The organism is Mesorhizobium sp. NZP2298 (genome assembly GCF_013170825.1).
Classification (GTDB): Bacteria; Pseudomonadota; Alphaproteobacteria; order Rhizobiales; family Rhizobiaceae; genus Mesorhizobium.
In genome coordinates this window covers 6,154,679-6,179,646 of the sequence record NZ_CP033365.1, presented here as the reverse complement: position 1 = coordinate 6,179,646, position 24,968 = coordinate 6,154,679, and the positions used below count along the sequence as shown (strand labels likewise).

The window sequence follows — 24,968 nt, the reverse complement described above, 5'->3', positions numbered from 1 at the left end:
CGTTCAATCCTCGAATTGCTGAAAATACTTGGTGCTCGGGTGCTGTGGCGAAGTCGGTCCACGAACGGCCGCGAGCCAATCAAGGCAGTCTTTGAGTGCGGGAACAAGGTCGATCGCGGCGATGTCGACCGATGCTTGGCAGTCGTTGGATATCTTTCCGAGGAACGCAATTGTCGTTCGATCTGAGACCTCGAGCAGGTCTTGAAGTCCGACACGCAGGTTCTTGGACTCTTCAGTCTGCATAGCGGGCAAGGCCGGCCATGCTCCCGCCGGCGTCAAAGGTGGCGGTAGATCGACCAACCGGGACCGATCGGCGCCGATGTCGATAGGAACGATTGCGCGAAGCAGAGAGTCGGGCAGGGGCACTCTGATCCCATCTGACGATACGGTCGCAAACAGCCTCAGGTTCTGCGGGAAATAGCCAGATCGCTGGCCATCTAAGAGCGCCGGCAGCCAGAATTCGCAGGGAGCCTTTGTGAGACCGCAGAGGGCTACCGCAACGAGTATGTCAGGATGTGCCATTGCGGTTTCGATCGCAGTAGATAGACCTGTCGCGCGCGTCACGGTCGGGGCGAACAAGTCCTGCAAAGAAACCAATGTCGGGTCGCAGAAGATTGCGACACCTTCATCGGAAATGCTCCTTGCCAAGGCCAATGCCACCACGTCGGGGTCGGATCCAACGAATACAGGAAGCAGTCCGGCTCCGCCAAGCGCGATCGCGAGCAACAGCTTAGCTTCATCGATGGACAGTGCAGAAGAGAGGGCCCGCAACGCAGCGATGCGCTTCGAACGAGGTAGGATGTCCCGCGGTGAAATGAGACGAACGTCGTGGACTACGGGTGCTTCGGTTGGAACGGGCTCGGCTTCAAACTTGCTTGCGTCCCTGATGAGTTCGACCTCGCCTTTCAGATTAAGCCATTCTTCGCGGTCCACATGCGGCTCGGCTTTGATCTCGGCTATGCGTTTCTCGATGACCGAGTCAATCTTGTCGCTCACCCTCTCCTCGATGTCTGCCAAGGTGTCTCGGTACGCTCTTTCTCGTTCACCGAGCCGAGAGAGCTGAGCCTCCCGTTCCCGCAGGACGATATCGAGAGCATCGATTGCAGCTTGTTTTTCAAGCGCTTCCGCCTTGAAACGAGATTCTAGCGCGTTGAGCTTGCGCTCGACCTCCCGATCCGTCGCTGCCTGAACCCTCGCAGACCAAGCGGCATTGCGATTGAGGATCTCGGGGAGGGCATCAACCAGTGCTGGGCGTTGTTCTAAGGTTGTCAGGGTGGCGAACAGGTCGTTCAGTTGATGATCGCCGACGGTCTCCTCGGCGTATCTGGTGAGCAACCCGCGCAGCTCTGCGATCCTGGCCCGATCCTCGTTCGTTGACTTGAGCGATTCCGAAATACGAGCTAACCATGCGTCTGCCGACTCGAGCACTTCCTCCTCGGCACGGAAGTCTCTTGTTCCGCGATGTTCGAACAGTGGAGGCTCTGGAAACAGAACGATATTCGCGCCCGCAGGAATAATTGACGTCTCGATTGGCAAAGTGACAACAGGTACCGCGAATTTCTTGATATCCGTGGCGAATCGGTATGTGCCGCTCCTTTCGGTGAACTCGGTATCGCGTAGCCAATAGCCTTGTCCGAGGTCGATCGCATCCACGCGGCCCTTGATGGGCGACTTCAGTGTTCCGTCGATCAAAGCATCAATGAGCTCCGCAGCCACCTCGCGGTCGGGTCTGTAACCAACGGTGAGCCTGGTGACTTCTTTGAACGATTTGAAGTCGGTCTGAGCTTCGATCGCTGGAAGCCCGAATACCTTTGACGGCACCGGTCTTGGCTTGCTGCCGTCAAAGATCGGAAAGGAGACGCTCTCGCCGCTCATGAGTGGCGAGGAGATCGTACGCTTGTCTCTTTTCGTCATCGACTTAGGCTTCGGCTCAGCACTCTCTCCCGAAACACGCCAAAAACTATCTGCTCCACCTCGAGCCAAGAGCGACGAGCGAACAACTCGGTCGGCAAGCATCGGGTCGGCATGCTCCGTGATGTCGGAGATCAAGACCGAGTCTGAGCCCAAAACCACTTTGACTCGAACAATTGCCACGTGGACTGGCGGGCTCACGTTGGGGCCCCATTACGCACTCGATTGGCTACCGCTATGCCGCTCTTGGCATCGAAGACCGATCGATCCCGCCTTGATCGAGAGGTGCCGAAATAGGGAACCCAAATGGAGGTTGAGTTCATCGTTGCATGATCGATCTTAAGTAGGATCGACAGTGCTCGCAAAGAGGCTTCATCGACTGGATATAGGTAGTCCCACCGTCCATCGATTTGGACCGGCGCAGGATTGCATGAGACCTTAGCTGCGAGCCAACGCGCCCAAGATGACGGCAAGAACAAGCGGGGCGCTTTCGCGACCAATGCGTTCCTCCGGACGAACATGGCAGAGACAGACATTCTTGAAATATGCGCCAGGATCGCGAGGGAGGGCGACCGAACGCGTGTCTCGGGCATGCCGGCCAATCGCGAGCTGAACACATGGGAAGCGTTTCCCTCGGTGCGCTCGTATCGGATCAAGCCGGTCGCCGGAGCCTCGGCCACTCGATCGAAGAATCCAGTCAACTGGTTCCATACGGCGCCGACGGCATAGCCTTCTAGAGTCAACTTCTCGTCCACCGTGTTCACCGGTGTTGCTACCGAGCCGTTGACGTACTTTCCCAGACGTGAGCGAGCTACGAACTCTTCGAGCTGTGACGTGGTGGCGAAGCGAACGAAAAATCGCGGCAATCCCCACTCCCCGATAGCCCCAACGCTTTCGAAAGTCCCCCCACAGGCAACAGCAGTCGCCGCAAGTCGAGCTTGCACTGCATCCGGTGTCGGTCCGTCGATCCAACAGCGCGTCGGGTCCGTCGGCATGATGGATACGGTTGTGGGTCTGAGCAGCAGGCGGCGCGCCGGCACGTGCCGCAGTATCGTGAGATCGAACCAGCCCGCGTCGGATAGAGCTCGAAGGATCGTCCAGGGGGATGGGCAGTCTGCGACACTTCTAACTACTCGGGCGATGATCCCAACCGCAGTTGACATAGCAAGGCCACGCATCGATTTGGCATAGAGGCCTTCGCAGATAGTGCTGAGAAGCATGTTTGTTGCGTGCCGCTCGCCGGACCAAAAAGCGGATGGGCCTGGTATGTCAGTTGGTATAGTTCCGAACAGTAGGCCATCCTCACTGAACTCATTCTGGTCATCGAGAATTTGTCTAGAACCGGAGTCGGATTCGCTGGCCTGTTCCACAAGATTGACCGACCGTTGAATGCCGTCGAGGGTTCCCGTGAGTCGCCCACGATAGCTCCCGGACGGTAGCGTCAGCTTTCCATCGACAACGATGCAGGAAATGCTCGCTGCTTCCACCGTCACTTCTGGCCAAATCTCACCCGTGAATTGAAGTGCTGGAGTGAGTGGTGCCCGTCCCAAGAGCGCTCCGCCCACCCTAATCCCTTCGACCCATCGCAAGGAGGTCGGGACGGAGGACGTCTGCCGTTGCTCGGGCATTCCATTGTTGATGAACGTGACGAGCGACCAGCCATTTCTTAGCGGTCGTACTGACCGAATCGCACTCGAGTGGAATTTGGCTAGGTGCGCTGCGGTCACCAACAATGTCGGCGATCCCGGCTTGGTATTGGATCGGAAACGTCCGAGGCCAAGGTCGTCCATGAACACCCAGCCTTTCTTGACGAAGGCCCACAATTCAGGTCGTAGACGGTCTTCATGTGCGATGAGGTCGATGACAGGGCTTGTACGACCATCCGGGGCGACAGAGAAAAGTTCGATCTCACAATACTCGCTCTCGATCGCCTCAAGTTCGTTCTGACTAGACCCCTGGAGCGTTTCCCGCCATGCTCGCCAAAACGGCATGTCTGCGGCCGCCAGGTCCCCTTCTAGCCGGGCTAGGTCCCACTGTTCGAAGGCATACTTGAACGATATTGGCGAACCGGCGAACGTTTGTGAATTTCGGATCCGATTCCCGATCACCAGTTCGTTGAGTTGGTATCGGCTTTCGATCGCCGCATGCAGCTTTGCAAGGACTCTCTGATCGCGCCACGTCGGAAAGCTAATCCGAATTGTCCGCCCGATACGCGAATGCGGCATCGCGCTGGGCAACGCGAGATGCACCGAATGCTTTGTCTCGAGGAATTCCTGCAACGACGACCAAAGTCGATTTAATCCTGCCAGACCCTGAAATCGATGGTTGAAATATCCTTCTAGAATGTCTCGAAAATTTCGATCGGCCTGTTGCCTGAGACCTGTGACCTGCATCCAGCATAGGAAAACGAGTATGCGAACGAAATCTGGTTTGCCATCGCAGAAGGGAGGACGAATCTCGCCATCGATAATTTGTGCAATCCGGTTCGGGTGAGGTAGAGCGCGTACAAAGGCGGAGGCGGCGCTTTCGATATCTGTTGTCTCGAACAAATCGAGCAAGTCATCGTCCGAGACCTGTACGCCATAAATTGGCCCCATGCTGCCAGGGCCGAGAAAGAAACGGTCCAAGCAGTTTTCCTCGACGGATAGACCCACGATCCCCCCTAGCTTCCTATCAAATTAGTCGTTGGCACATGAAAGTGCTCTCAGTTAAAGTAAATTGAAGCCGAGAACGTCGCGATTGCAATATCCGAAAATATTATTTTTGAAATGATCATCGGGCGGGACTGCTTTGCCTCTAGGCCGATGCGGTCGCCTTGGGTTGGGAGTGGAATGCGCTCCAGTCGTGCCGAGGCGCATCCAGCACGAGCAGGAGAGACGCGCCATCCTCCGCCGCCTTGCTACTGGCGAATTCACCAAAGCTCAGCCTTGCTGCGGATCTTTCACCCTTCGCGGAAACTAGCCGCACAACTCCGGACCGCGCTCGCCTATCCATGTGAGGCAGGCCGCCGGCATTCTGTTGCTTGAGAGACGTCCATAAGAGCTCGATGCGCGTTCTGAGATATTCAACCGGCAGTTCAATATCGATTTGCCCGGGAAGCGAACTGATGGATGCGAGTAGTTTCACGAGGGCATGATCGATCGAGTCGGTTCGACCAGCGGCGATCAGTGGGACCGCGAGCACCCGATCCGACAATGCCGCAAGTCTAACTGGCGAGTTATAGAGTGTGAGCAAGTCATGCTGGGAAAATTGATCGCGATCGACGCGCCATTCGTCCCGACGCCGATATCGTAGCGGAACGTTATGCAGCCGATTGCCGCTCTTGATCAATTCGTCCACGGTCAGACGTTCTCCCCAGCCCAGAGGCCAGTACGTTCCGCCTCCGTAGCCGCCCAACGAGCGGGCCGATTCCGACTTTTTCGTTTTGAACCGTCGTACCAGCGGAGGAAGTGCTTTGCCTGTATTCAACGCGGCAGAAGTGATCCGCGCAGGAATGCCGTGTTGTCCCGCAGCAATGTGCTCAACGATCTGAGCCATGAAGAATGGAGGTACGGCGTTGCCGACTTGCCGGTATTGCGCCGAGCGCGGGCCGGCGAATTCGAAGTCGTCCGGAAAACCTTGAAGCCTGGCTCCCTCCCGCACGGTCAGCGATCGATCTTTTCTGGGATGGGTGAAGCAACCCGAGGTCACGTTCGCGAAACCTGCCGAGATTGTATAGGCGGGATCGTCTTCATGCAGCCGTCCGTACAGTGTGGTGTAGTCTGTAAGTCGCACTCGCCGAAAACGATCGGGCAAAAGGTCTTGTGGGATGTCCTTCCATGAGCCGCCTTGCGGCACGCTAGCGATACGTCGCCGATTGATGTCGGAGACGTTCGCTCCCCAGTGGCAGGCGATTGTTTGGCTTGGTCTTTGTACGAAAGCTGCGAACTCCCCAGCGATACGCTGGGAGTTTGCCTTGACGATACCTGTGCTATTGTTCGGCTCTATGTCGAAGAGGTCGCCGATAGCATCACGCACACTGAGGTATGACGGGAGCCCGATGCTTGCGTCTTCCGAACGTTTGGCCCGAGGAAATGTGGCTGGAATTGCATCCGATGTGGCCACTAAAATGAACCGATTGCGAAGTTGCGGCAGCCCGTATTCGGCCATGTTCAGAACATCTGCGAAAACGTAGTAGTCGCGGGCCTCTAGTGCTCGGAACAATTGCCGTATGATCGTGACGTTCTTGCCGTAAACGACGCCGGGCACGTTTTCCAAAACGATTTTGTCGGGCCGACGGCCTGCGGTGATGAAACCGTCCAAAAGCCTCAGGAAGTGCACGAAGAGAGCGTTTCGGGGATCGTCGGGATGGAAGATTCCCATCGTGCTTACGGCCTGGCAGGTCGGGCCTGCGAAGAACCAATCGATACGGTCGATTGTCGCCCGCTCCAAAATATCGGTGGCCGACACTTCGGCAACGTCTCTGCAATCGACGACTGCCTTTGGATGGACTCTTGCGAACGTTTTGGTAGCATACTCATCGATGTCGAGGGCCCACTTGATCTCGAGATCAGGTAGCGCGGCGCAGGCGCCAGCCGACATGCCGCCACAGCCCGAGTACAGATCGATTCCTACCTGACGCATCGAAACGACCCCGGCGCAACTTCCATGAGAATATCGGAGTTTTTGAGGCTCGTCGAGCCGGCAAAATGGCATGATTTGGCCCTTTCCGACCTTGCAAGTTCGAAATGGGGGAGTGATGGTCTTGGCCATCTCTCCCCCGCGAGTGCCGACTGCGCAGAGCGGGGCCGCCCGCTCGCAAGGCGGCGCATGACCATCATCGTCTGAGCCGATCCGAACCACCCCGCTCGACGCGCAGCCCAGCTCCGCTCGCCGGCATTCGCCCCCCTCTCTGCCGCGCGCTCACGCGCCCCCGGAAGGCATGCCGAGGGGCATGCCTTCGGCATTTAACGGAGAAGGATCAGGACCATGACGACCACTGAAAAGAACGCGAAGGCCGGAACCGCCGGCGTGAGCGGCACGGAAGTTTTCATTCCGCTGAATAAGCTCAAGAAGTCGCCCCGCAATGCGCGCAAGACGCCGCACAGCGAGGCGATCATCGAGGCCTATGCGGCCAGCATCGCGGCCAAGGGCATGCTGCAAAACCCTGTGGTTGAGCCGGAGGTTGACGACGAGGGCGCGGAAACCGGCTTCTACTTCGTCACCATCGGCGAAGGCCGCAGGCTGGCGCAATTGCTGCGCGTGAAGCGCAAGCAGATCAAGAAAACAGAGCCGATCCGCTGCGTCATCGATACGGTCAACGATCCGCACGAGATCAGCCTGGACGAGAACATCACCCGCGAGGCGATGCATCCCGCCGACCAGTTCGAAGCGTTCCGCGATCTTCACGAGAAAAAGGGGTGGGGTGCGGAGGAAATCGCCGCCCGCTTCGGCATCACCGCGCATGTCGTACGGCAGCGCCTGCGTCTCGGCGCTGTCAGCCCCAAGCTGATGCAGGTCTACCGCGACGGCGAGCTGAGCCTCGACCAGCTGATGGCGTTCGCCATCACTGACGATCACGCCCGGCAGGAGCAGGTTTTCGAAAGCCTCACCTACAATCGAGAGCCCTACATCATCCGTCGCGAACTGACGCGGACCCATGTTGCAGCGAACGACCGACGAGCCGTCTTCATCGGCGCGGAAGCCTACATGGAAGCTGGTGGCGCTATCCTGCGCGACCTGTTCACCGAGGATCGTGGTGGCTTCTACGAGGATGCCGGGTTGCTCGACCGCTTGGTGATCGAGAAGCTGCAAGGCATCGCCGAAGCCGTCAGGCAGGCCGAGGGCTGGAAATGGGCAGATGTCCATATCGACTTCCCCCACGCAAACGGCTTGCGCCGCACTTACCCGCAGCCGGTGGGTTTGTCGGCGGAAGACAAAGCTGCCTACGCGACGACATCGGAGGAGTTCAACCGGCTGACCGAAGAATGGGATAGCGCCGAGGAACTGCCCGACGATGTCGATCAGCGTTTTGGCAGGCTCGAAGCCGAGATCGAGCGCATCGACGCTCAGCGTCACGCCTTCGATCCTGATATTGTTTCGCGTGGCGGTGTGTTCGTCGTGCTTTCCCATGACGGAGCGGCGCGCATCGAACGTGGCTTCATCCGCGCCGCGGATGAGCAGGCAAGACCGGAAGCGGAAACGCGGCCAGACGGCGAGGACTACGCCGTCAACGACGATGGCGAGATCATCGAAGACGGCAGCGGTTCGGATTCCGATGGTGGCAGCGACGAGGAAGGGGAGGATGACGGCAAGCCGTTGTCGGATCTTCTCATTCGCGACTTGACCGCTCATCGGACGCTTGGGCTTCGCCTTGCGCTTGGCGAACAGCCGGACATCGCCCTTGTCGCGGTGACCCATACGCTTGCCGCGCAGACCTTCTATCAGGGTGCGGAAGCCCACTGCCTCGAAATCCGCCCAACCAGTGTCTATCTCGCCGGTCACGCGGACGGCATCGAGGATACGGCGGCAGGCAAGGCACTGGCAGATCGACATGCGGAATGGGCTGCGGACATGCCTCGCGATGTGGTTGACCTGTGGGGCTTCATCGCCTCACTCGACCATGCAAGCGTCATGGCGTTGTTCGCCCATTGCGCCTCGCTCACCGTCAATGCCGTAAAGCAGCCTTGGGAGCGCAAGCCTCGCGCCCACGAGACTGCGAACAGGCTGGCGACAGCAGTCAACCTCGACATGACGGCACATTGGTCGCCGACCGTCCGGACGTATCTCGGGCGCATCACCAAGGCACATATCCTCGAAGCCGCGCGCGAAGCTGCCAGCGAAGAAGCGGCAGACAGGCTATCCGACCTGAAGAAGCAGCCGATGGCGGAAGCGGCCGAGCAGTTGCTCGCCGGAACCGGATGGCTGCCTGTGGTCTTGCGCACAGAGCGACCTGCGATGTCCGTTGAAAGGCAGGACGAGGCAGCAGATGCCAGATCGGTGGCCGTTTCCGAGTTGGACGCGAAATCCGCTCAGCCAGATACGGCCGAAGAAACCGAGGCCTTCAACGTTGCCGCCGAGTGAGCGCGACGGGGCAGGAGCCGCGACGCGGGTCCTGCCAACGCTCCAAGAATTTTCGGCCGCGCCATTGGCGCGGCCGGACACCTTGACAACACGAGGTTTTGAAAGCGTTCGAACCCCGATGACGCCCACCGAGGCGAACTTGGTTCCGGGGCGACCTGCCACCTAGCCACCGGCGCGTATCTGGGTCGGGCGCATTCACGCGTCCCTTTCCCGACATGCATCGCCATGCGTGGTTGCTCAGCATAGTCGGATCAGTCCGCCATGCCAGGGATCGGATGTGATTAAGTGCCAACGCGTTCGTTCTCAACCGGGCGCACGTCCTGCAAATCTGAGATGCGAAATCGTCTAGATTGGTGGCCTGGAAGTCGCTGCATGCACAAGTTAGTCGATCGTCTTCGCAGCGGCCCGGTACTCGATGGCGGTTTGGCCGAATATGAAGGGAAGTCGGGCTGTCCCTTTTGCACCTGATGGAGGAGGGACCGCACTCTCCCGGTGTTTAAGGCCAGTTCTTTGATAGAACGGAGTAGCGTCACTACACCGACGATACTAGCCGATGATCCATCGTAGCCTTTGGTGTTCCCTCCGTTTGCGCCAAGCCACGCCCACGGCGTCCTCGAATGGATTGGGTCTGACCGAAGACCGTCTTCGCTTTGCTTCGCCTCGATCGTCTTCCCGCAACGACGCCGCTGCGTTTTCTTCCCCTGGCCGCTGCGCGTCCATTCCTCGCGGTTCAAGAAAGCCTCCCGCCGCCATCTTCCACTTCGTTTCAGCCCCTTCGGGGTGCGGACCGATCGTCCCCGGTCTCACGACCACCATCGAGGCCGCGATCGGCGCGGCCCGAGAAAAACAGAAGGAACACCACAATGGCTACGATCGGCACATTCTCACGCACCGCGAACGGCTTCTCCGGCTCGGTCAAGACACTCAATCTCAACGTCAAGACGGTGACGTTCGCTCCGGCAGATGGCGAAAACGAAAAGGGTCCCGACTTCCGCATCTTCGCCGGCGCAACCGAGTTCGGGGCGGCATGGAAGAAGACCTCGCGCGAGGGCCGTGACTACCACTCCGTCAAGCTCGACGATCCCAGCTTCCCCGCTCCGATCTATGCGAGCCTGGTCGAGACCGACACCGAGGGCGACTTCTCGCTCATCTGGTCCCGCCGCGCCGCAGAGTGATCCGACAAAGCACGAAGCCCCGCCGCAAGGCGGGGCTTCGTCATGTTCAGGTCCGGCGGCGCCCGACCACTCGTCTGACGTGCCAGTTAAGCCTTGGCAGTCGTCTTGCGCGGCTTCTTCACCGGCGACTTGATTGCAGGAGCGGTGGTTCTTGCCGCCGCCGCTCGTACGGCGGGTTTCCTATTTCCTGCAACGGCGGATGTGGCCGGTGGCGCCTTGCGGCCGAGCCCAATTGATTTCGCCAGGGCCGACCGGGTTGCCGCATAGTTCGGCGCCACCATCGGATAGTCGGTCGGCAGGTTCCATTTCTGCCGATATTGATCGGGGGTCAGGTTAAAGTGCTGAAGATGGCGCTTGAGCGATTTGAATTTCTTTCCGTCTTCCAGACAGATGATGAAGTCCGGTGTCACCGACTTCTTGATCGATACTGCCGGCTCCTGCTTGACCACCGGTTCTACCGCTGGCGTTCCAATGCCGTTCAGAGCGGCATGAATATCGCCGATCAGCTTCGGCAACTCGCCGACCGGCACCGGATTGTTCGATACATAGGCGGCGACAATGTCAGCCGTTATCGACACGGTATCCAGTGCGTTGTCATGTTCGAGAGCAGTGGTCATATAATTTCCTTCTTTTGTACCGGATGAATTGAGCGACGTTCAATTTCAGCGCCCCGCCAACCAGGCAAATAGTATGTTTCTTTGTAAAATCCACGTCTCCGGCGCGACATTATAAGAGTAAGCTTCGCTTTTATCGTCCCGATCGGCTGCGGATGCCCTTGCCGATCCTATGGGAAGCGAGGAACTTCCCCTCGCTTCCCCGCCAGTGCCGGCTGTGCAGAGCAGGGCCGCTGGCTCGCAAAGCGGTTTACTTCGGCAATGATCTAGATCGAATTCCATCCGCTTCGCTCGACCATGCAGCCCGGCTCCGCGCGCCGGCACTGGCCCCCATCACTCCCGCGCGCTCTCGCGCCCCCGGAAGGCATGCCGGCGGACATGCCTTCGGCATTGACAAAAAGGAGCGAGCGAAATGAACATGACCACCACCATCAACAGTGAAAGCAACAGCCAGCGCGAGGTGCCTAGCGGCTTCCGTGTCGACATCACACGGGGCGAGCGGATCGGACGGGTTTCCTCGGAGTGGTTCTCGCGTCCCGATGACGAGCGCTATTTGAGCCTCACCGATCTTTACGACGCCGTGAAACGGCGGGCGGACCCCGCGACTGCCCGCACCGTCGAGAGTCGCGCCGTGCGCGTGGAAGCCACCCGCGACAATGCGGAGCGGCTTTCGCTTATCGTGCCCGGACAAGAGCAGCCGATTGCGCCGACGCATTGGAGTTTTGGCCAGCTTTGCAGCCTTGTTGGCGCACCGGCAACCTACATGCGTCAGCTGCCCGCACCGTTGGCAGGCATCAATTTGCAGCACGGCCTTTCGAGCCATCGGGCGGAATTGATGAAGACCCTCGAGACGGAGGACGGACGCCTTGAGCTTCGCGCCGTCACGGGTCCGGACTATGGCCGTATCTGGGATTATGAGCTTGTTGCCGCCGTGATGAAAATCGCGGGCAACGGCACTGGAGACACCATGTGGAAAGTCCCGGGCGTTCTGGATTGGGCGACGATGACGCACAATCCGTTTGTAGACATCACCAAGGATACCACGACGCTTTACGCCAGCGACCGCGACGTGTTCGTGTTTCTGGTTGACGATACGCATCCGATCGAAGCCGGGCGGCTCCCGAATGGCGAACCGGATCTGTATTTTCGCGGCTTCTATTGCTGGAATTCCGAGGTCGGCTCGAAGACGCTGGGCATTGCGAGTTTCTATCTCCGCGCTGTTTGCATGAACCGCAATCTGTGGGGCGTCGAAGGCTTCGAAGAGATTACGATCCGGCACTCGAAGTTTGCCGCGCAGCGTTTTGCCCATGAGGCAGCGCCCGCTTTGACGAGCTTTGCCAACTCAAGTCCCGCGCCGTTCATCGCCGGGATCAAGGCCTCGCGGGAGAAGATCGTCGCCCGTAGCGACGAAGACCGCGAAAGCTTCCTTCGCAAGCGCGGTTTCTCCAAGAGCGAAACGAGCAAGATCATCGAGGCGGTCTTGCAGGAGGAAGGTCGCCCGCCTGAAAGCATATTCGATTTTGTGCAAGGCATGACCGCGCATGCCCGCACCAAGGCGCATCAGGATAGCCGGCTGGAGTTAGAGGGTAAGGCGAAGACCTTATTGGAACGGGCGGCATGAGCAAACGAAAGACCGCGCAGCGGACGTTCGCTGCGCGGCCTATTAGGTCCGCCTCATCGACGAATCCCTCATATCAGAAGAACGCCGGTCGGCCGGTACCGTGGATCGGTACATATGGCCGCGCCAAGAAACCGGCGGCCGCTCGCCGGGCTCCGCCGGCTCGCGATGCAACTGCTGTCATGTAGGTAATAGCAACGAAGGGTCCAATGTCGTCCCGGCGCAGATCATCTATCTGCGCTTTCTGACGGGTGTATTCGGAACCGTTGCCACCTCATCCAGGATCTCATGAGGATCGAATCCGATTGTCTCGGCGAGATCAAGGAATTCGATCACGTCCAGGCGTCGGCCACCCGACTCTATGGCTGCGACTACCGACTGATACCGATCGATTGCTTTTGCCAGATCGGCTTGGCTCAGGCCCGCAGCCTTACGCCTGTCCACGATCAACTGAACAAGTCGCAAATGTCTTGGCGACCGAAGTGTCTTTTGCATTCGCTGCCGGTCCTTGACGAAGCCGGCAGATCAATTAAATGGAAATTCAGATAACCAGAAAATCTGGTTATCTGAAGAACGTAACCGCCTTTGATTCTGTGATTTTGGGTGCGCTGTGCTTCGACCACTCCTCGATCCTGATGTCGCCGACGTTGCGCCGGACGTGCCAATCCTGACGGGCTATGATGAAGAGCGCCTGCTCACCTACATCCGCCTGCTCGACGCTGCGGCTGAAGACGCGGATTGGCGCGAGGTGGCCAAGATCGTCCTGCACATCGATCCTGACCGAGAACCACAACGGGCGTTTAAATCTTGGGAGACCCACCTTGCCCGCGCGCGCTGGATGACGACAAACGGTTATCGATATCTGCTTGCAGGCGGCCCGCCACACTAAGAGCGGCCGGCGCTTGCCACGTTGTGCTGAATCAACACAACGGTGTGCTGAATCTCCGACTACCAAGCCTGCCCATGGCCGCCGATGCTGCTTCCGAAGCCGCACGTCGATGCGGACATTTGGCGAGGATCTGCAACATTGCAGCGCGATTGGATGGAGCCGAAAGCCTATGCTGATATGCGCGAGTATGACGCCGAGGAGTTCGCCGCCGAATACCTGATCCGCAACCACGACTTCATCGCCGAATGCAGCCAACTTGCATTGCCGGTCTCCGGCACCGGACAGCTGGCCGGTCCGGCCGAATTCGCCGCCCGTTGGGGCGCGCGATTTCGCGGTCACCAGTGGCGCCCTCCCGTCGGCCGAGAACATCGTCTGGACTGAAGCGGCCTCGCCGCGCGTGCTGCGGGTCACGCAGATTCATTCGTCAGTCAGTACCTCGCTTCAAACCGTTCAACTTGCTGAGGATGGTGGTGTCGCCCTTCTGAAATCCGACGAGCTTCACTTTCTTTGGCAGGCATCGACTGGGAAAAACAATCTCGTCGCTGACGTCGGTAGTGCCGCGACCGAATTCAACGCCATCGTCCTGCCACTCGACGACGCTTTCGAGACACGGCTCGACGCAGCACGTCGGCTCTGGCGCGGACTGAACAACCGGCCGCTTGGTTCGGCTTATGGCCGGCTGCCGAAACAAACGAAGACAAGACACACGCTCAATCTGCGCGCTCTTGATGGTCGGCGCGCGGGTGCCACTTACCGTCAGATCGCTGAGGTGCTGTTGTCACCACGTGAGCCGATCGCGCCGCGCGACTGGCGCGATCATCATCTGCGGCACAAAGTTCGGGCGATCCTGAGAAGAGCGGACCGCCTTGTGGCCGGCGGCTACCGAGATCTTCTCTTCTATCCGCATAGCCGCAGCCGAAAATCCGATCGCTGAAGTCGTTATTCGCAGGGGGCAAAAACACATCCCCCGATCTTTGCCCTCCCTCGTCTTTTCCCCTTTCGACCATCGTCCTTTTCGCGCGTCCCGGCAGGCCAGGACGACACCAGAACCGAATGGAGATCAAGCGATGTCGAAGGGTCCCGCGGACGCGCCCCAGAAATACCTGCGAACGAAGGAGGCGGCACCAATCGTCGGCCTTTGCACTCGTACACTGGAAAAGCACCGGACCTATGGCACCGGTCCCAAATACCGAAAAATTGGTGGTCGCGTCCTCTACGACATCGATGACCTGCATGCCTGGATCGAGCTTGGCACGCGCACGTCCACCAGCGATGCCGACGCGACCTTCGTTCCGCCGGCCAAGCCGCATGCCGCTCGCGCGCCGGCCTATGTCGGCAGGCGCGATCGCGCTTCCTGATCGGTGAAATGGGAATGCAGCTTCGCTCGACCGATCATGGCCAACTCGATCTGTTTCACGCACGCGCTAGCGTTCTCACGCCACGCGACGCGCAGGATCTCATGTCGTGGCCGTTCTTCTCGCTCGCCAAATCCCGCCGCGTGGCACCGATCGACTTTCGCATGGGCGACGTCTCAATCCGCGTCGAGGCGACGGTCGAACATGGCATGGCGACCATCTGGGACGCCGACATCCTGATCTGGGCAGCCAGCCAAATCGTCGACGCGCGCGACAAAGGCCTTCGCACATCGCGCCTGATGGCGGCGACACCATACGAAATTCTGGCCTTCATCGGACGTGGCGATTCCGCTCACAGCTACAACAGGCTGAAGGCCGCACTCGACCGGCTGCAATCCACCACGGTCGCCACATCCATCCGCCAGGCGTCCGAGCGGCGGCGACATCGCTTCTCCTGGATCAACGAGTGGAAGGAGCGAATGGATGTCAACGGACGTCCGCTCGGTATCGAACTCATCCTACCGGATTGGTTCTATGCCGGCGTTGTCGACGAGGCCCTGATCCTCACCATCGACCGACAGTACTTCAGCCTGACGGGTGGCCTAGAGCGTTGGCTCTATCGCCTCGTGCGCAAGCACGGTGGCCGCCAGACCTATGGTTGGAGCTTTGACTTTCGCCATCTCCATCTGAAGTCGGGCAGCCTGTCACCGTTCAAACGTTTCACGTTCGACTTGCGCGAGATCGTCCGTCGCCAGCCGCTGCCCGGCTACCGGCTTGCGTTGAGTGTCGATCCCGATGGGCGCTCGCGCCTGAACTTCCAACCCAATCCGGTCGATCCGTTCGCGAGTGTCCTCGTGCGGCGCGACCGCACGACCAAGGCTGTGAAATGACTGTGGACAGCGCCGTGCTATCAGGAACTGCTACTCCCGTGCCATTGGGAACCGGATTCCCGTGCTATCAGGAACCGGAATCAGTCGTAAGTCCTTGCGACGATTGCCGAACCCGCTCCTCTAACGTTTCTAACTGTGAATCCTTCGGATTCTTTCTAACGGAAAGCGCTGATCCGCGAGGTTGTGGGCGACCGCGCCGCCGTGGGTTTTCGGTCATGCCGAGAATGATCGGTGATCGTTGGCCCTCTCCGAGCATCGACTTCCCATCCGCCCGGTTTGCGATGTCGACAGTTGGCTCCTGCCACGGAGGCCACAATGAGTGATCTCACCCACGTCGAACTGTTGTGGCTGAAGAAGCGGATCGAGAACTATATCCGTTTCGGCGCGGTGGCTTCGAACAGGACCATCGACCGCACGCGCCGTGTCGTTTCCTTCTTGCCTGGCAGCATCTTCGCCTTCGTTCGCTGGACCGCGAACGACTTCGGTACGGTCGCCTCGCGTATCGACATTCTGCGCGCGGTCGCACCCGGCAAGCGCTGTTCGACCGTCGCCTATGTGCGGCCTGGCGCCGACATTCTGCTTACGGCCCTCGGATGGGCAAACGTCGAGAAAGTGTTGCAGATCATCGATGGGATCGAGGCTATCGGCATCGATCCCATCGACGCCTCGCCTGACTACTGGCGGCATGCACATGGTCGGTTCGCGGCGCGGGAGACGCCCAGGCGCTACACACGCCAACGCCATGACGCGTGGCTTCTGCGTCGGCGGATTGATCCATGAGCGCGCGCGCAATGACCATCGCCATGATCCTTGGCGGTGCGGCCCTGGTCGCCTTACCAGTGTGGGTCGGCCATCGACCGCGGCTCATCTGGAACGCATCGGCGAGCGTTCCGATCGGGCTTTACAGCGTCGAGGCGGGCGACAAGATCGATATTGCCGATCTTGCTGTCGTCATCCCACCCAAATCGCTGGCGACCTTTCTTGCCGAGCGCGGTTACCTGCCGAACGGGGTACCACTCTTGAAGCGCGTCGTGGCGCTTGGCGGACAGACAGTGTGCCGCTCCGGCGCGACAATAACCATCGGCGGCGTGATCTTGGGATATGCGCGCGAGCGTGACAGTCGCGGCAGAGCGCTGCCGCTCTGGCAGGGCTGCCGTGCCATCGCCAATAACGAAGTCTTCCTCATGAATCGGGACGCTCCCGACAGTTTTGACGGCCGCTATTTCGGCCCGCTTTCGCTCGCTTCGATCATCGGCCGCGCAGTCCCGATCTGGACCGAGGATGGTTCGTCTCTGGCGCCGAGTGGTTCCAACCATTCCGTCCCGGGCGAGCTGTGACGGCGATCACCATTCATCTCAACCGCTCATGAAAGGAGCATCCCAATGGCCCAGATAGGCGCCTTCACCCGCAACGAAGAGGGCTTCGTCGGCAACATCTCAACTTTGACACTCGACGCGAAGCTCACCATCCTGCCTGCCGAAAAGTCGGATGCGGAACACGCGCCAGACCATCGTGTTTTTTGCGACGGCATGGAGATTGGCGCCGCATGGGATCGAACCGGCGACAAGGCCGGCGCCTATCTCTCCGTCTCCATCGATGACCCGTCTTTCACGCAACCGATCCTCGCCAATCTGTTCCAGTCCGATGCAGACAAGGACACCTGGGTCTTGCACTGGAGTCGGCTGTCGAAACGCGACGAACGGGGCTGATCGGATGCTTCCGCAGCGCTTTGGCGAACGTCCTCTGTCAAACCCTTTGATCGATCAGGCGCCGGTCAAACCCTTCGACCCGATCGCAAAAAAGGCGGCCGCCGCGCGCAGCGAAGGTCAAGGATCGCTGGACACGTCCGGGTCGGTCTCATCATTCCCGATGAGAAAGAGCTCCAGCCGGCGAAGCCTTGTCCTTGACGGGAGCGAGCACGGTGGCAGGCTCCGGATGTCTATGTGTACGGACATGTGCGCCGCTATCTGGCGAAGCAGCGCAGCCCTGTCTGCAATCGTTGTGCTCGCACTTCAAGTGTCTCCCACCTATGCAAAGAGTTCCGCAGATCGTGGGAGGCCACCCCATTCCGCCAGCACCAAGTGCTCCGATACATGGTCGGCGCATATCCGCGAGGCTGCGAAACGTTTTGGCATACCAGAGCGATGGCTTCGCGCCGTCATGTACGTCGAGAGCGTTGGTGATGCCCATGCCATCTCGAGCAAGGGTGCAATGGGTCTGATGCAGATCATGCCGCCGACGTGGGAGGAACTGCGCACCAAGTATCATCTTGGTGACGATCCGTTTCAGCCGCGTGACAACATTCTTGCAGGCGCAGCGTATCTGCGGGAGATGCTCGACCGCTTCGGCACCAAAGGCTTCCTCGGCGCATACAATGCCGGCCCTGCGCGATATCAGGAGCGTCTGGTGGCCGGTCGGCCGCTGCCGCGCGAAACGATCGACTATATCAGAAAACTGGCGCCGTTGATCAATGGGTCGATTGCTCTTCCCGTGTGCCTACGCAGTGTGGAAGACAGATCAAGCGGAAGTCGATCGACGATTTTCCCGCATCAAGCGCACGTCCGGAATGACGCCCTGGCGCTTGACGCCGATCGCCCCGTTGACACCGAAATGGTGTTCACGGCGATCGTTGGCCCACAGACTTCGGCCATTTCAGTCACCGATTTGACAGCGTTCGAGCCGCAGCCAGCCGCATTCTCTGTCAAGTCTCTCTCGGCTACGGAACCTGCAACAGACAGCCTTTTTGTTCAGCGCGCTTCCACGACACGCCGATGATCACCGCTTCAGCTCAATCGCGTTCCGGCCTGTTCTGTCGCGGACGTTGCGGCGGTAGATCTGCCATAGGGGAGGCGAAGAGGGATGGCAGGATAAAGGGCCGCGATGTGCGGCTCGGTCGGTCGGTTGTTTTTGTTACGGTTTTCGACCCGTTTTGCGATGTGGCCGGGCAATCGGCGATGTGCGCGACTGCCATTTGTTCAATCTTTCCAATAGAAACCGCACCTCGTGGGTTCATCCACCGTGACCGGGGACGATGAGTTTCGTGTCCGCCCTGGCCGCATCCGCACTCGCGCCGGTCAGCGTGCACGTCCCTTCATTTTCCAGGCGCTCGCATCTGCCCAGCGGGCCGGCGGCCATGTCTCGCGCGAAGGCAGGATCATCTCAGCACGCGCTTCGACGTTCGGTCGCGGCCGATCGGCGAGCATCCGTGCCAATCGCCTCATCACCGGTCGCTCGCGCGGCGCGATCGTCAAGGCACGTGTCGTCCGTCAGTACCGAGGATCAACGCCGCTAGCCGCCCATCTGAAATATCTCCGCCGCGAGGGTGTCACGCGTGACGGCGAGAAGGCAAAGATGTTTGGCCCGGATACCGACAAGGCAGACCACGAGGACTTCGCGGAGCGATGCAAGAACGACCGGCATCATTTCCGGTTCATCGTCTCCCCAGACGACGCCCATGTGTTGGGCGACCTCAAGAGCTTCGCCCGCAACCTGGTGGGCGAGATGGAGCAGGACCTCGGCACGAGGCTTGAGTGGATTGGCGTCGACCATTGGAACACTGAACATCCCCACATCCATATCCTTGTGCGCGGCATTGCCGATGATGGCGAGAACCTTGTCATCTCGCGCGACTACATCCGTCAGGGGATGCGCGACCGGGCGGCTGATATTCTTACCCAGACGCTCGGGCTTCGCTCCGACCACGATATTCGCCAGACGATCGAGCGGCAGGTCGACAGCGAGCGTTGGACACAACTCGATCGCCAGCTTCTTCGTGACGCTGGTCGTCACGGCATCATCGACCTCGCTCCGCAATCGGATGGCCAGCCCGATGAGTTTCTGCCGCAGAAGGTCGGTCGGCTGCGCAAGCTGGAAAGTCTCGGTCTCGCCAACGAAATCCGTCCCGGCCAATGGACGATGACTGACGAAGTCGAGTCCACCTTGCGCGCGCTTGGCGAGCGTGGCGATATCATCAGACGCCTGCACCGCAGTCTTGCGGGCCAGGGCATCGACAGGGCGTCGACCAGTTATGTTCTCGCCGGCGAGGACTCAGGGGCATCCGTCGTCGGCCGGCTGTTGGAACGCGGACTGGATGACGAACTACGCGGGACGGCCTATGCCATCGTGGACGGTGTCGACGGTCGTACGCATCACATCCGCTTTCATGATCTTGACGCCACCAGCGATTCCGCTCCGGGCTCAATCGTCGAGTCGCGCCGCTTCGAGGATGCAAAGGGATGTGCCCGCATCACACTCGCCGTCCGCTCAGATCTTGCCATCCAGGATCAGGTCCGAGCTGCCGGCGCGACGTGGCTCGACCGTCAGCTCGTCGCGCGCGAACCCGTCGAAGTCGGGGAGGGCGGTTTCGGCAGGGACGTTAGGCAGGCCTTACAGGACCGCACCGATCACCTTGTCGAGCAAGGCCTCGCACGACGCGAAGGGCAGCGCGTAGTGCTCGCACGCAACTTGGTCGACACGCTGCGCAGCCGGGAGATCGAGACACTCGGCGCACAGCTCGCCGTCGAGACCGGTCTTGCGTTCGCGAAGGCCAAAGCTGGCAGTCATGTGGCTGGTATTTACCGGCAACGGTTCTCGCTTGCGTCCGGCCGGTTCGCGATGATCGATGACGGGTTTGGTTTCAGCCTTGTGCCTTGGTCGCCGTCTGTCGAGCGACAGTTGGGCAAACATGTTTCCGGCCTCACCGGTGCAGGGGGCGGAGTCGATTGGACCTTTGGAAAGAAGCGAGCGCTTGGTTTGTGAAAGCAGGCGACTATCGTGCGAATTCATTCAGCAGCGGAGATTCCGGGATCCGTGATCAATGGCCGCTATGCGCCTCATTTCGGTCGTCTAAGGGTAGAGCAGCTAGCTCGAAAGCGGACCGGGGCTGGGAGCACCGGGGTTAACGTGTAACGCCCTATATACCGCATTATGGCTCGATGATCGGCCTGCAGCCGGCATAACGCAAAGGACCGTTCCGGAACGCAGAGTGACAGCTCCGGCTAGCGTGTCTTCGCCGCGCGCTCGACCTGGTGCCGGATCGGGATCTTCCGACGTTTATGGGTACAGCGGGTGTTGAACAGTTTGATCCACGCAAATTGCACGTCCATTAGAATGCCCATAGTCCGGGCTACCAAGGTGTCGTCGATGGCTTCCGGATCGCCGTGGATGAACGCATTGCGGCGCTCCTGGATCGTGCGGATTTGCTCGGCCAGCGATACGTAGTCCAAGGCGGCAAGGTCCTCCCAGAAGGACATACCCCACAGCGACTTGTGCAGCTCGTCCAGTTGGCCGCCGACGAACTTGAACTTGCGTAGGATCTTAGCCGCCTCGGCTTCGTCGAGGTCGCCAAGTGCCGCGTGATAGAATCGGTCCATCAGGGACTCGAAGAATGTCCAGAACAAGATGACGATAACCAGCTTCCGCGATGTCTTGCCCATCGGCGCCGGGCCATCGTCCGCGCGCTCCCATTCCCGCCTCATCATCTCGAGCAAGAGATGGGTGGACCAGCCCAGGGCACCCGGCACGGTTCGCCGCTCGACATAGCTGCCGTCAGGCTGCCTGACCTTTTCGGCTTCTATTACGTGGCCGCAAACAGGGCAGGGGATGCGGTCGTACAGCGCGTTGCACTCGTAGCAATGCACCTGAGTTATCAGGCCTCTGTGAAAATCGTCCACACTTACCTTCCGAACAGCCGGACAATCGCGTTCCAGATCCGCCGCGGTAGGCCGGGCTTCGGTTCGCGCGACCGATAGTAGGCTTCGCGCTTCAGCTGGTCGCTCTGAAGAGCCGCGGTGGTCTGCGCCGCTGACATCGTTGCGGCCCAATCGACGCGGCCGTTTGATATGACGTAATGGGAATTGCAGGGCAGCTGACCGCTGCCGATGGACGGCCACAAACTCGGCTTGCCGTCCTTCTTACTGAATGTCCACTCGGCGGCGCCCAAGGGCACGGCTACCTTGCTGCCGCACCCGCAAGCGCAAAGGTGCACGGCGACGCCGAACTCTTCGGACACGTACAGAATGCCCGGCTCGAGTTCGCGGGGAACATACTGAACCTCCCTCAGCGCGATCTGGCTCAGGGGCATGTGAAAGAGAACAGGCGGGCTGAGGCGGTTTCCATAACCAGATGATACGTCGCGGCATCGCTCGCGTAAAACCCTCGCCACTGCTTGTAGCGGAGGACGGCGATGCCGGCGTTGATGGCATTCAACTCGGCAATCTGGATATTGGTGCGGTATTCGTCGCCTGGCTGATCGGACGTCTCGACCAGTTTCTGGCTGAGGATATCGGCCGCGGTAGCGGGCTGCAGGAGGGTCGCGCGCATCATCCCGGCCAAGGCATCGTCCTGCCGGGTGAGCCCCATGCCGACGTCGATGAACGGAATCCCCAGCGCGATCAACAGGTCGAAGATTTCCTTGCGGGCTGAGCCTTTGTCGACACAGACGAAGGCAAACGTGACGCCGGCCAGATCCTCAGCGCAGCCCGCGTCGATAAACTTGTCGACCAGCTTTAGCCCGTGGCGAAAATTGTCGTATCGGGCCTGATACACTTCGGCCTTCGGGCGCCGGAATTCGGCCTCGAGGACACTCCCCGGCGAGCGGTAAGCATTGTGAATGTAGTAGGCATCGGAATCGAAGCCCCTGACCTCTTTCACATTGGTTTTCACCAGGAAGTCCAGGAGATAGCTGCCGGTCCCACCCAGGCCGATCAAGGCCACCACATCTTCTTTGAATTTCGCCGCCAGATCGCCGATCTCGGCTCGGCTAGTCAGGGTGTCGTGGAACTTGAAAATGCTGTCTTCGACGACGTCATGGTCGACGTCGAAGGTGTAAATCTTCGCGTCTGGAAATCGGCTGAGGGCGGGGCCTGCCAGGATCGTAACGTAATGATCGATCTTCTCGGCAAGGTTGGCAAATCCGTTCGGGGGCTTGTTGGAGAATGAGCGCTGTACAACAACATCCGGCTTGGCCAGCTGCATAGTCGTGGCTCCGCCTGCGAGATTGGGAATGGGCTGCCCGTTCAGGCCATACGGCACGTTGCCGGCGAAGTAGATCTGATGGTCATCTTGAATGACATGGTTCTGGTCGGTGAAGACGAGCTTGGAGACGATGGCCCCGTAACAGAGTTCCAACTGTGAGTTCAGGTACGGGATGTCGCGTACGACCAGGCATTTGCTATCGAACCGGAGCGCGTAGCCCCGGTCCATCAGCTGCCGGATGTCCGCATTATGATTGGCTAGTGCGATTAACACGGAAAACCATCCCATCCTTCGCCTTCACCGAGGTGCCCGGCGCAAGGATGCCTTCCTTATCGTTGTGGCCCTTGGTGTACGTGACGGAGTAAGTCGCGCCCGGGTTTTGCGGGAAGTCGGGGTACGCGAGAGTGACGACTTCCTCGAACGACAGTTCTTCCTTCTTCGGCACCTCGTAAGGCGTGCCGTTGACAATGATCTCGATCATCTTGTCTTTACCTTTACCTTGGGCTTCGTTCTCGTTCTGCATTGTCTATTCCTTTGCTTGTTCGAGTGCCTTATCCCCGCGGAGGGTAAGGGTCTCGGCCGTGGCTATCGCTCTGCGCGATCTTGCCATCCTGATTATGGATCTTGAGCTCAGTCGATTGATTGCGGCTGACGCCGCGGCCGTAGTCGATGGCCTCGCGCTTGGTGTCGAAGTGGCCGGAGGCACGTTCGCTGCCGCCGCGCTTCACGTCCCAACCCCCATCGGGGTTATGGACAACATGATGGGTCTTTCCGGGGCCTTTACCAGCCATATGAAGCTCTCCTATCTAATTCCAGATACGAAAAGTACGCCTGCTCCGAGCGAGATGGGTGCGGGCAACCCGGCGGCGCGGTCCCGCCGGGGTTCGCTTTCCACTTGGCTGGACATAAGCTCCTCCTCTCCCGCCGCGTGTGTTTCATCGCGTCAAGCCTTGACGAAATCCCAATAGAGACGGATATTTAAGAATCAGTCCGTTCTGGGACTGTAGCTAATCGGACTACAATGAAAAATCAAGTCCGATTTGACACAACATCGAGGAGCAGATGGAAACGCATGAGACGGTTACGCCCCAATCGACAGCCACAACCCATCCCGAGCTGCCAAGCCCCCTCGGTTTTTTCTTCAAACTCGCCGACATCTGGGACCTGAACACCGACCAGCAGATCAAGTTGCTGGGATCACCATCACGATCAACCTACTTCCGGTGGAGAAAGGACGGCGGCGAAGTCTCTGCCGATACGCTTGAGAGAATTTCGCACCTCGGATCTATCTACAAGGCGCTGCGCATCGTCATGGATTCGGAGGAAGCCGCCATCGGATGGATCAGAAGGCCCAACAGGTATTTCGAAGGCGCGTCCGCACTCGACGTGATCATGACCGGTAATCTGAGTGACATCATCAGGGTCCGACATTATGTCGACGCCCAGCGTGGAGGTTAGCTTACGTGTACCCCCGGATCAGCATCGACGGCCTTTACCGGAGGCTCATTCCGTCGAAATACCCGACCATCGATATCTATGAACGTTTCGGCTCCCGCGAGATGCAGGCATTCGCGGCGGAGTTGGAGGCGGTGACGAATCCTCGACTTGCCGCGAAATCGCGCATCACAGGTGGCGATATCTCGGCGGATGCAAGTTCACCGCGTCTGCAGAATTGGAACCATGCCCCCTTCTCTTATCCCATGCCGGAAGGGAGCGATTTCCTTCCGGCACCCTACTCGGTAATGGACCTCGCCTCCGACACGCAGGCGGCACTTGCGCGTGCCGTCCTGCGCCGCGAGCTATTCTTGTCACGCACCGACGAACCGTCGTGTGGTATAGACATGCGAATGCTGGCGCACCAGGTCAAAGGTGAGGTCATTGACCTGCGGAGTGTCCCGACGGACATGTCGGTCGCCGCACGTCGGCTGATCGGTCGGCAATTGTTCGAGGACGGCGCCAACGGCGTTCTCTACCGAACCGAGGAGGTCCCCGGCCACGATTTCCTCGCAGTGTTTAGTGTCGAGATCCTCGTCGACAAGGCGGTCCAGGGTGCCCATTTCAGGTTCAGGTGGGACGGCCTTCAGGTTAGCCGAATATTCGATTTCACGCGCAACGAGGATATCGACCGCGGCGACGTTTTCGCCAAGCCGAGGGCAGCTGCCTAACAGCTACCCCATTCAGCGAACTAGCAACCCAACGGGCTGGACTCCTCAGCGCAGACACGCCGCCGCCAGCGCAGCTCGGTTGCCATCGGCTGGTCCGATCGAAAGATTGTCAGCTTCCAAAGACCTGGATCTCACAGTGGCCGTCCGCAGCTTCAGTTAGCAATGCGGCTGCTTCTCGCCATCTGTCCCATAAACCGGACTGTCAGCAGACGGCCCCATTGCGGCCATTTGAGAACTGGCGGCAGATGACCTCCTCTAGCGCAAAGCGGATGTGATTTTAACCGCATCAGCGATTGTCGCCTTTTCGCGATGGC

The 24,968-nt window shown here is 59.5% G+C and carries 25 protein-coding genes; 15 read left to right on the top strand and 10 right to left on the bottom strand.

All coding sequences use genetic code 11. The features are described from left to right. Positions 1-3 precede the first annotated feature (3 nt). The 3 genes from EB231_RS29660 to EB231_RS29650 form a co-directional block, all read right to left on the bottom strand. Positions 4-2,049, bottom strand: a complete 2,046-nt coding sequence (locus EB231_RS29660; protein WP_172351945.1) for a hypothetical protein — start codon at positions 2,047-2,049, stop codon at positions 4-6. Positions 2,050-2,108: 59 nt separating this feature from the next. Beyond that, positions 2,109-4,538, bottom strand: coding sequence for a hypothetical protein (locus EB231_RS29655; RefSeq protein WP_172351943.1), 2,430 nt, complete (start codon positions 4,536-4,538; stop codon positions 2,109-2,111). A gap of 169 nt (positions 4,539-4,707) precedes the next feature. After that, a complete protein-coding gene (locus tag EB231_RS29650; RefSeq protein WP_246740764.1) occupies positions 4,708-6,663 on the bottom strand; it encodes a DNA cytosine methyltransferase in 1,956 nt (651 codons plus the stop codon). 216 nt (positions 6,664-6,879) lie between these two features. On the opposite strand from EB231_RS29650, the gene EB231_RS29645 reads away from it, so the two are divergent. Continuing rightward, positions 6,880-8,973, top strand: coding sequence for a ParB/RepB/Spo0J family partition protein (locus tag EB231_RS29645; RefSeq protein WP_172351941.1), 2,094 nt, complete (start codon positions 6,880-6,882; stop codon positions 8,971-8,973). 863 nt (positions 8,974-9,836) lie between these two features. Further along, a complete protein-coding gene (locus EB231_RS29640; protein ID WP_111542289.1) occupies positions 9,837-10,148 on the top strand; it encodes a DUF736 domain-containing protein in 312 nt (103 codons plus the stop codon). 86 nt (positions 10,149-10,234) lie between these two features. Here EB231_RS29640 and EB231_RS29635 read toward each other — a convergent pair whose 3' ends face one another. Then, the gene (locus tag EB231_RS29635) at positions 10,235-10,765 is read right to left on the bottom strand and encodes a MucR family transcriptional regulator (RefSeq protein ID WP_172351939.1); all 531 of its coding nucleotides are present in this window, start codon (positions 10,763-10,765) and stop codon (positions 10,235-10,237) included. Between the two features lie 415 nt (positions 10,766-11,180). Between EB231_RS29635 and EB231_RS29630 the strand changes: the two genes are divergently transcribed. Continuing rightward, positions 11,181-12,383 (top strand): DUF932 domain-containing protein, encoded by a 1,203-nt coding sequence (locus EB231_RS29630; protein ID WP_445299330.1) that lies wholly within the window; start codon positions 11,181-11,183, stop codon positions 12,381-12,383. A 228-nt stretch (positions 12,384-12,611) separates the two neighbouring features. On the opposite strand, the gene EB231_RS29625 is transcribed toward EB231_RS29630, so the two are convergent. Continuing rightward, positions 12,612-12,875 carry a helix-turn-helix domain-containing protein gene (locus tag EB231_RS29625; protein ID WP_172351937.1) on the bottom strand — a complete coding sequence of 88 codons (264 nt, stop codon included), beginning with the start codon at positions 12,873-12,875 and terminating at the stop codon, positions 12,612-12,614. A 115-nt stretch (positions 12,876-12,990) separates the two neighbouring features. Here EB231_RS29625 and EB231_RS29620 point away from each other — a divergent pair, with 115 nt between their 5' ends. The 10 genes from EB231_RS29620 to EB231_RS29575 all read left to right on the top strand — a co-directional run bounded on the left by EB231_RS29620 (position 12,991) and on the right by EB231_RS29575 (position 20,272). Beyond that, entirely contained in the window at positions 12,991-13,269 is a 279-nt protein-coding gene (locus tag EB231_RS29620; protein WP_172351936.1) for a DNA -binding domain-containing protein, read from the top strand. A gap of 84 nt (positions 13,270-13,353) precedes the next feature. Beyond that, entirely contained in the window at positions 13,354-13,650 is a 297-nt protein-coding gene (locus tag EB231_RS29615; protein WP_172351934.1) for a transcriptional regulator domain-containing protein, read from the top strand. A 16-nt stretch (positions 13,651-13,666) separates the two neighbouring features. Further along, positions 13,667-14,203 carry a DUF2285 domain-containing protein gene (locus EB231_RS29610; RefSeq protein ID WP_172351932.1) on the top strand — a complete coding sequence of 179 codons (537 nt, stop codon included), beginning with the start codon at positions 13,667-13,669 and terminating at the stop codon, positions 14,201-14,203. A 133-nt stretch (positions 14,204-14,336) separates the two neighbouring features. Continuing rightward, entirely contained in the window at positions 14,337-14,627 is a 291-nt protein-coding gene (locus tag EB231_RS29605) for a helix-turn-helix transcriptional regulator (RefSeq protein ID WP_172351931.1), read from the top strand. A 14-nt stretch (positions 14,628-14,641) separates the two neighbouring features. Further along, positions 14,642-15,514 carry a replication initiator protein A gene (locus EB231_RS29600; RefSeq protein ID WP_340163192.1) on the top strand — a complete coding sequence of 291 codons (873 nt, stop codon included), beginning with the start codon at positions 14,642-14,644 and terminating at the stop codon, positions 15,512-15,514. Positions 15,515-15,829: 315 nt separating this feature from the next. Then, a complete protein-coding gene (locus EB231_RS29595) occupies positions 15,830-16,294 on the top strand; it encodes a DUF2840 domain-containing protein (RefSeq protein ID WP_172351927.1) in 465 nt (154 codons plus the stop codon). Next, positions 16,291-16,851 (top strand): S26 family signal peptidase, encoded by a 561-nt coding sequence (locus EB231_RS29590; RefSeq protein WP_172351925.1) that lies wholly within the window; start codon positions 16,291-16,293, stop codon positions 16,849-16,851. Before EB231_RS29595 ends, EB231_RS29590 begins: the two co-directional genes overlap by 4 nt. Before the next feature lie 45 nt (positions 16,852-16,896). Continuing rightward, on the top strand, positions 16,897-17,223 hold the full coding sequence (locus EB231_RS29585; RefSeq protein ID WP_172351923.1) for a DUF736 domain-containing protein: 327 nt from the start codon (positions 16,897-16,899) through the stop codon (positions 17,221-17,223). A gap of 451 nt (positions 17,224-17,674) precedes the next feature. Further along, positions 17,675-18,289 carry a lytic transglycosylase domain-containing protein gene (locus EB231_RS35750; RefSeq protein ID WP_246740763.1) on the top strand — a complete coding sequence of 205 codons (615 nt, stop codon included), beginning with the start codon at positions 17,675-17,677 and terminating at the stop codon, positions 18,287-18,289. A 243-nt stretch (positions 18,290-18,532) separates the two neighbouring features. Then, positions 18,533-20,272 carry a relaxase/mobilization nuclease domain-containing protein gene (locus EB231_RS29575; RefSeq protein ID WP_172353079.1) on the top strand — a complete coding sequence of 580 codons (1,740 nt, stop codon included), beginning with the start codon at positions 18,533-18,535 and terminating at the stop codon, positions 20,270-20,272. Positions 20,273-20,511: 239 nt separating this feature from the next. Here EB231_RS29575 and EB231_RS29570 read toward each other — a convergent pair whose 3' ends face one another. Genes EB231_RS29570 through EB231_RS29550 form a run of 5 tightly spaced genes read right to left on the bottom strand, consistent with a single transcriptional unit; the run spans position 20,512 to position 23,280 of the window. Next, entirely contained in the window at positions 20,512-21,186 is a 675-nt protein-coding gene (locus EB231_RS29570; protein WP_172351921.1) for a hypothetical protein, read from the bottom strand. 2 nt (positions 21,187-21,188) lie between these two features. Next, on the bottom strand, positions 21,189-21,596 hold the full coding sequence (locus EB231_RS29565) for a DUF6527 family protein (RefSeq protein ID WP_172351919.1): 408 nt from the start codon (positions 21,594-21,596) through the stop codon (positions 21,189-21,191). Next, complete coding sequence (locus EB231_RS29560) at positions 21,587-22,717, bottom strand: ThiF family adenylyltransferase (RefSeq protein ID WP_246740762.1); 1,131 nt, start codon at positions 22,715-22,717, stop codon at positions 21,587-21,589. The genes EB231_RS29565 and EB231_RS29560 overlap by 10 nt, the downstream gene beginning before the upstream one ends. A gap of 19 nt (positions 22,718-22,736) precedes the next feature. Continuing rightward, positions 22,737-23,012, bottom strand: a complete 276-nt coding sequence (locus EB231_RS29555; RefSeq protein WP_172351915.1) for a multiubiquitin domain-containing protein — start codon at positions 23,010-23,012, stop codon at positions 22,737-22,739. Positions 23,013-23,040: 28 nt separating this feature from the next. Then, positions 23,041-23,280: a DUF2188 domain-containing protein gene (locus EB231_RS29550; RefSeq protein WP_172351914.1), complete on the bottom strand. Its 240-nt coding sequence runs from the start codon at positions 23,278-23,280 to the stop codon at positions 23,041-23,043. Between the two features lie 271 nt (positions 23,281-23,551). On the opposite strand from EB231_RS29550, the gene EB231_RS29545 reads away from it, so the two are divergent. Both EB231_RS29545 and EB231_RS29540 read left to right on the top strand, forming a co-directional pair. After that, on the top strand, positions 23,552-23,947 hold the full coding sequence (locus EB231_RS29545) for an antitoxin Xre/MbcA/ParS toxin-binding domain-containing protein (protein ID WP_172351913.1): 396 nt from the start codon (positions 23,552-23,554) through the stop codon (positions 23,945-23,947). Between the two features lie 101 nt (positions 23,948-24,048). Continuing rightward, complete coding sequence (locus EB231_RS29540; protein WP_172351912.1) at positions 24,049-24,654, top strand: RES family NAD+ phosphorylase; 606 nt, start codon at positions 24,049-24,051, stop codon at positions 24,652-24,654. Positions 24,655-24,968 lie beyond the last annotated feature (314 nt).

What these genes read in the sequence shown, in the direction of transcription:
- EB231_RS29645 (WP_172351941.1), top strand. Translation starts at nt 6,880, where the DNA reads ATGACGACCACTGAAAAGAACGCGAAGGCCGGAACCGCCGGCGTGAGC.
- EB231_RS29630 (WP_445299330.1), top strand. Translation starts at nt 11,181, where the DNA reads ATGACCACCACCATCAACAGTGAAAGCAACAGCCAGCGCGAGGTGCCT.
- EB231_RS29640 (WP_111542289.1), top strand. Translation starts at nt 9,837, where the DNA reads ATGGCTACGATCGGCACATTCTCACGCACCGCGAACGGCTTCTCCGGC.
- EB231_RS29635 (WP_172351939.1), bottom strand. Translation starts at nt 10,765, where the DNA reads ATGACCACTGCTCTCGAACATGACAACGCACTGGATACCGTGTCGATA.
- EB231_RS29540 (WP_172351912.1), top strand. Translation starts at nt 24,049, where the DNA reads ATGCAGGCATTCGCGGCGGAGTTGGAGGCGGTGACGAATCCTCGACTT.
- EB231_RS29560 (WP_246740762.1), bottom strand. Translation starts at nt 22,717, where the DNA reads ATGGACCGGGGCTACGCGCTCCGGTTCGATAGCAAATGCCTGGTCGTA.
- EB231_RS29550 (WP_172351914.1), bottom strand. Translation starts at nt 23,280, where the DNA reads ATGGCTGGTAAAGGCCCCGGAAAGACCCATCATGTTGTCCATAACCCC.
- EB231_RS29595 (WP_172351927.1), top strand. Translation starts at nt 15,830, where the DNA reads ATGAGTGATCTCACCCACGTCGAACTGTTGTGGCTGAAGAAGCGGATC.
- EB231_RS29585 (WP_172351923.1), top strand. Translation starts at nt 16,897, where the DNA reads ATGGCCCAGATAGGCGCCTTCACCCGCAACGAAGAGGGCTTCGTCGGC.
- EB231_RS29605 (WP_172351931.1), top strand. Translation starts at nt 14,337, where the DNA reads ATGTCGAAGGGTCCCGCGGACGCGCCCCAGAAATACCTGCGAACGAAG.
- EB231_RS35750 (WP_246740763.1), top strand. Translation starts at nt 17,675, where the DNA reads ATGTACGTCGAGAGCGTTGGTGATGCCCATGCCATCTCGAGCAAGGGT.
- EB231_RS29555 (WP_172351915.1), bottom strand. Translation starts at nt 23,012, where the DNA reads ATGCAGAACGAGAACGAAGCCCAAGGTAAAGGTAAAGACAAGATGATC.
- EB231_RS29625 (WP_172351937.1), bottom strand. Translation starts at nt 12,875, where the DNA reads ATGCAAAAGACACTTCGGTCGCCAAGACATTTGCGACTTGTTCAGTTG.
- EB231_RS29565 (WP_172351919.1), bottom strand. Translation starts at nt 21,596, where the DNA reads ATGCCCCTGAGCCAGATCGCGCTGAGGGAGGTTCAGTATGTTCCCCGC.
- EB231_RS29600 (WP_340163192.1), top strand. Translation starts at nt 14,642, where the DNA reads ATGCAGCTTCGCTCGACCGATCATGGCCAACTCGATCTGTTTCACGCA.
- EB231_RS29545 (WP_172351913.1), top strand. Translation starts at nt 23,552, where the DNA reads ATGGAAACGCATGAGACGGTTACGCCCCAATCGACAGCCACAACCCAT.
- EB231_RS29590 (WP_172351925.1), top strand. Translation starts at nt 16,291, where the DNA reads ATGAGCGCGCGCGCAATGACCATCGCCATGATCCTTGGCGGTGCGGCC.
- EB231_RS29615 (WP_172351934.1), top strand. Translation starts at nt 13,354, where the DNA reads ATGCTGCTTCCGAAGCCGCACGTCGATGCGGACATTTGGCGAGGATCT.
- EB231_RS29650 (WP_246740764.1), bottom strand. Translation starts at nt 6,663, where the DNA reads ATGGCCAAGACCATCACTCCCCCATTTCGAACTTGCAAGGTCGGAAAG.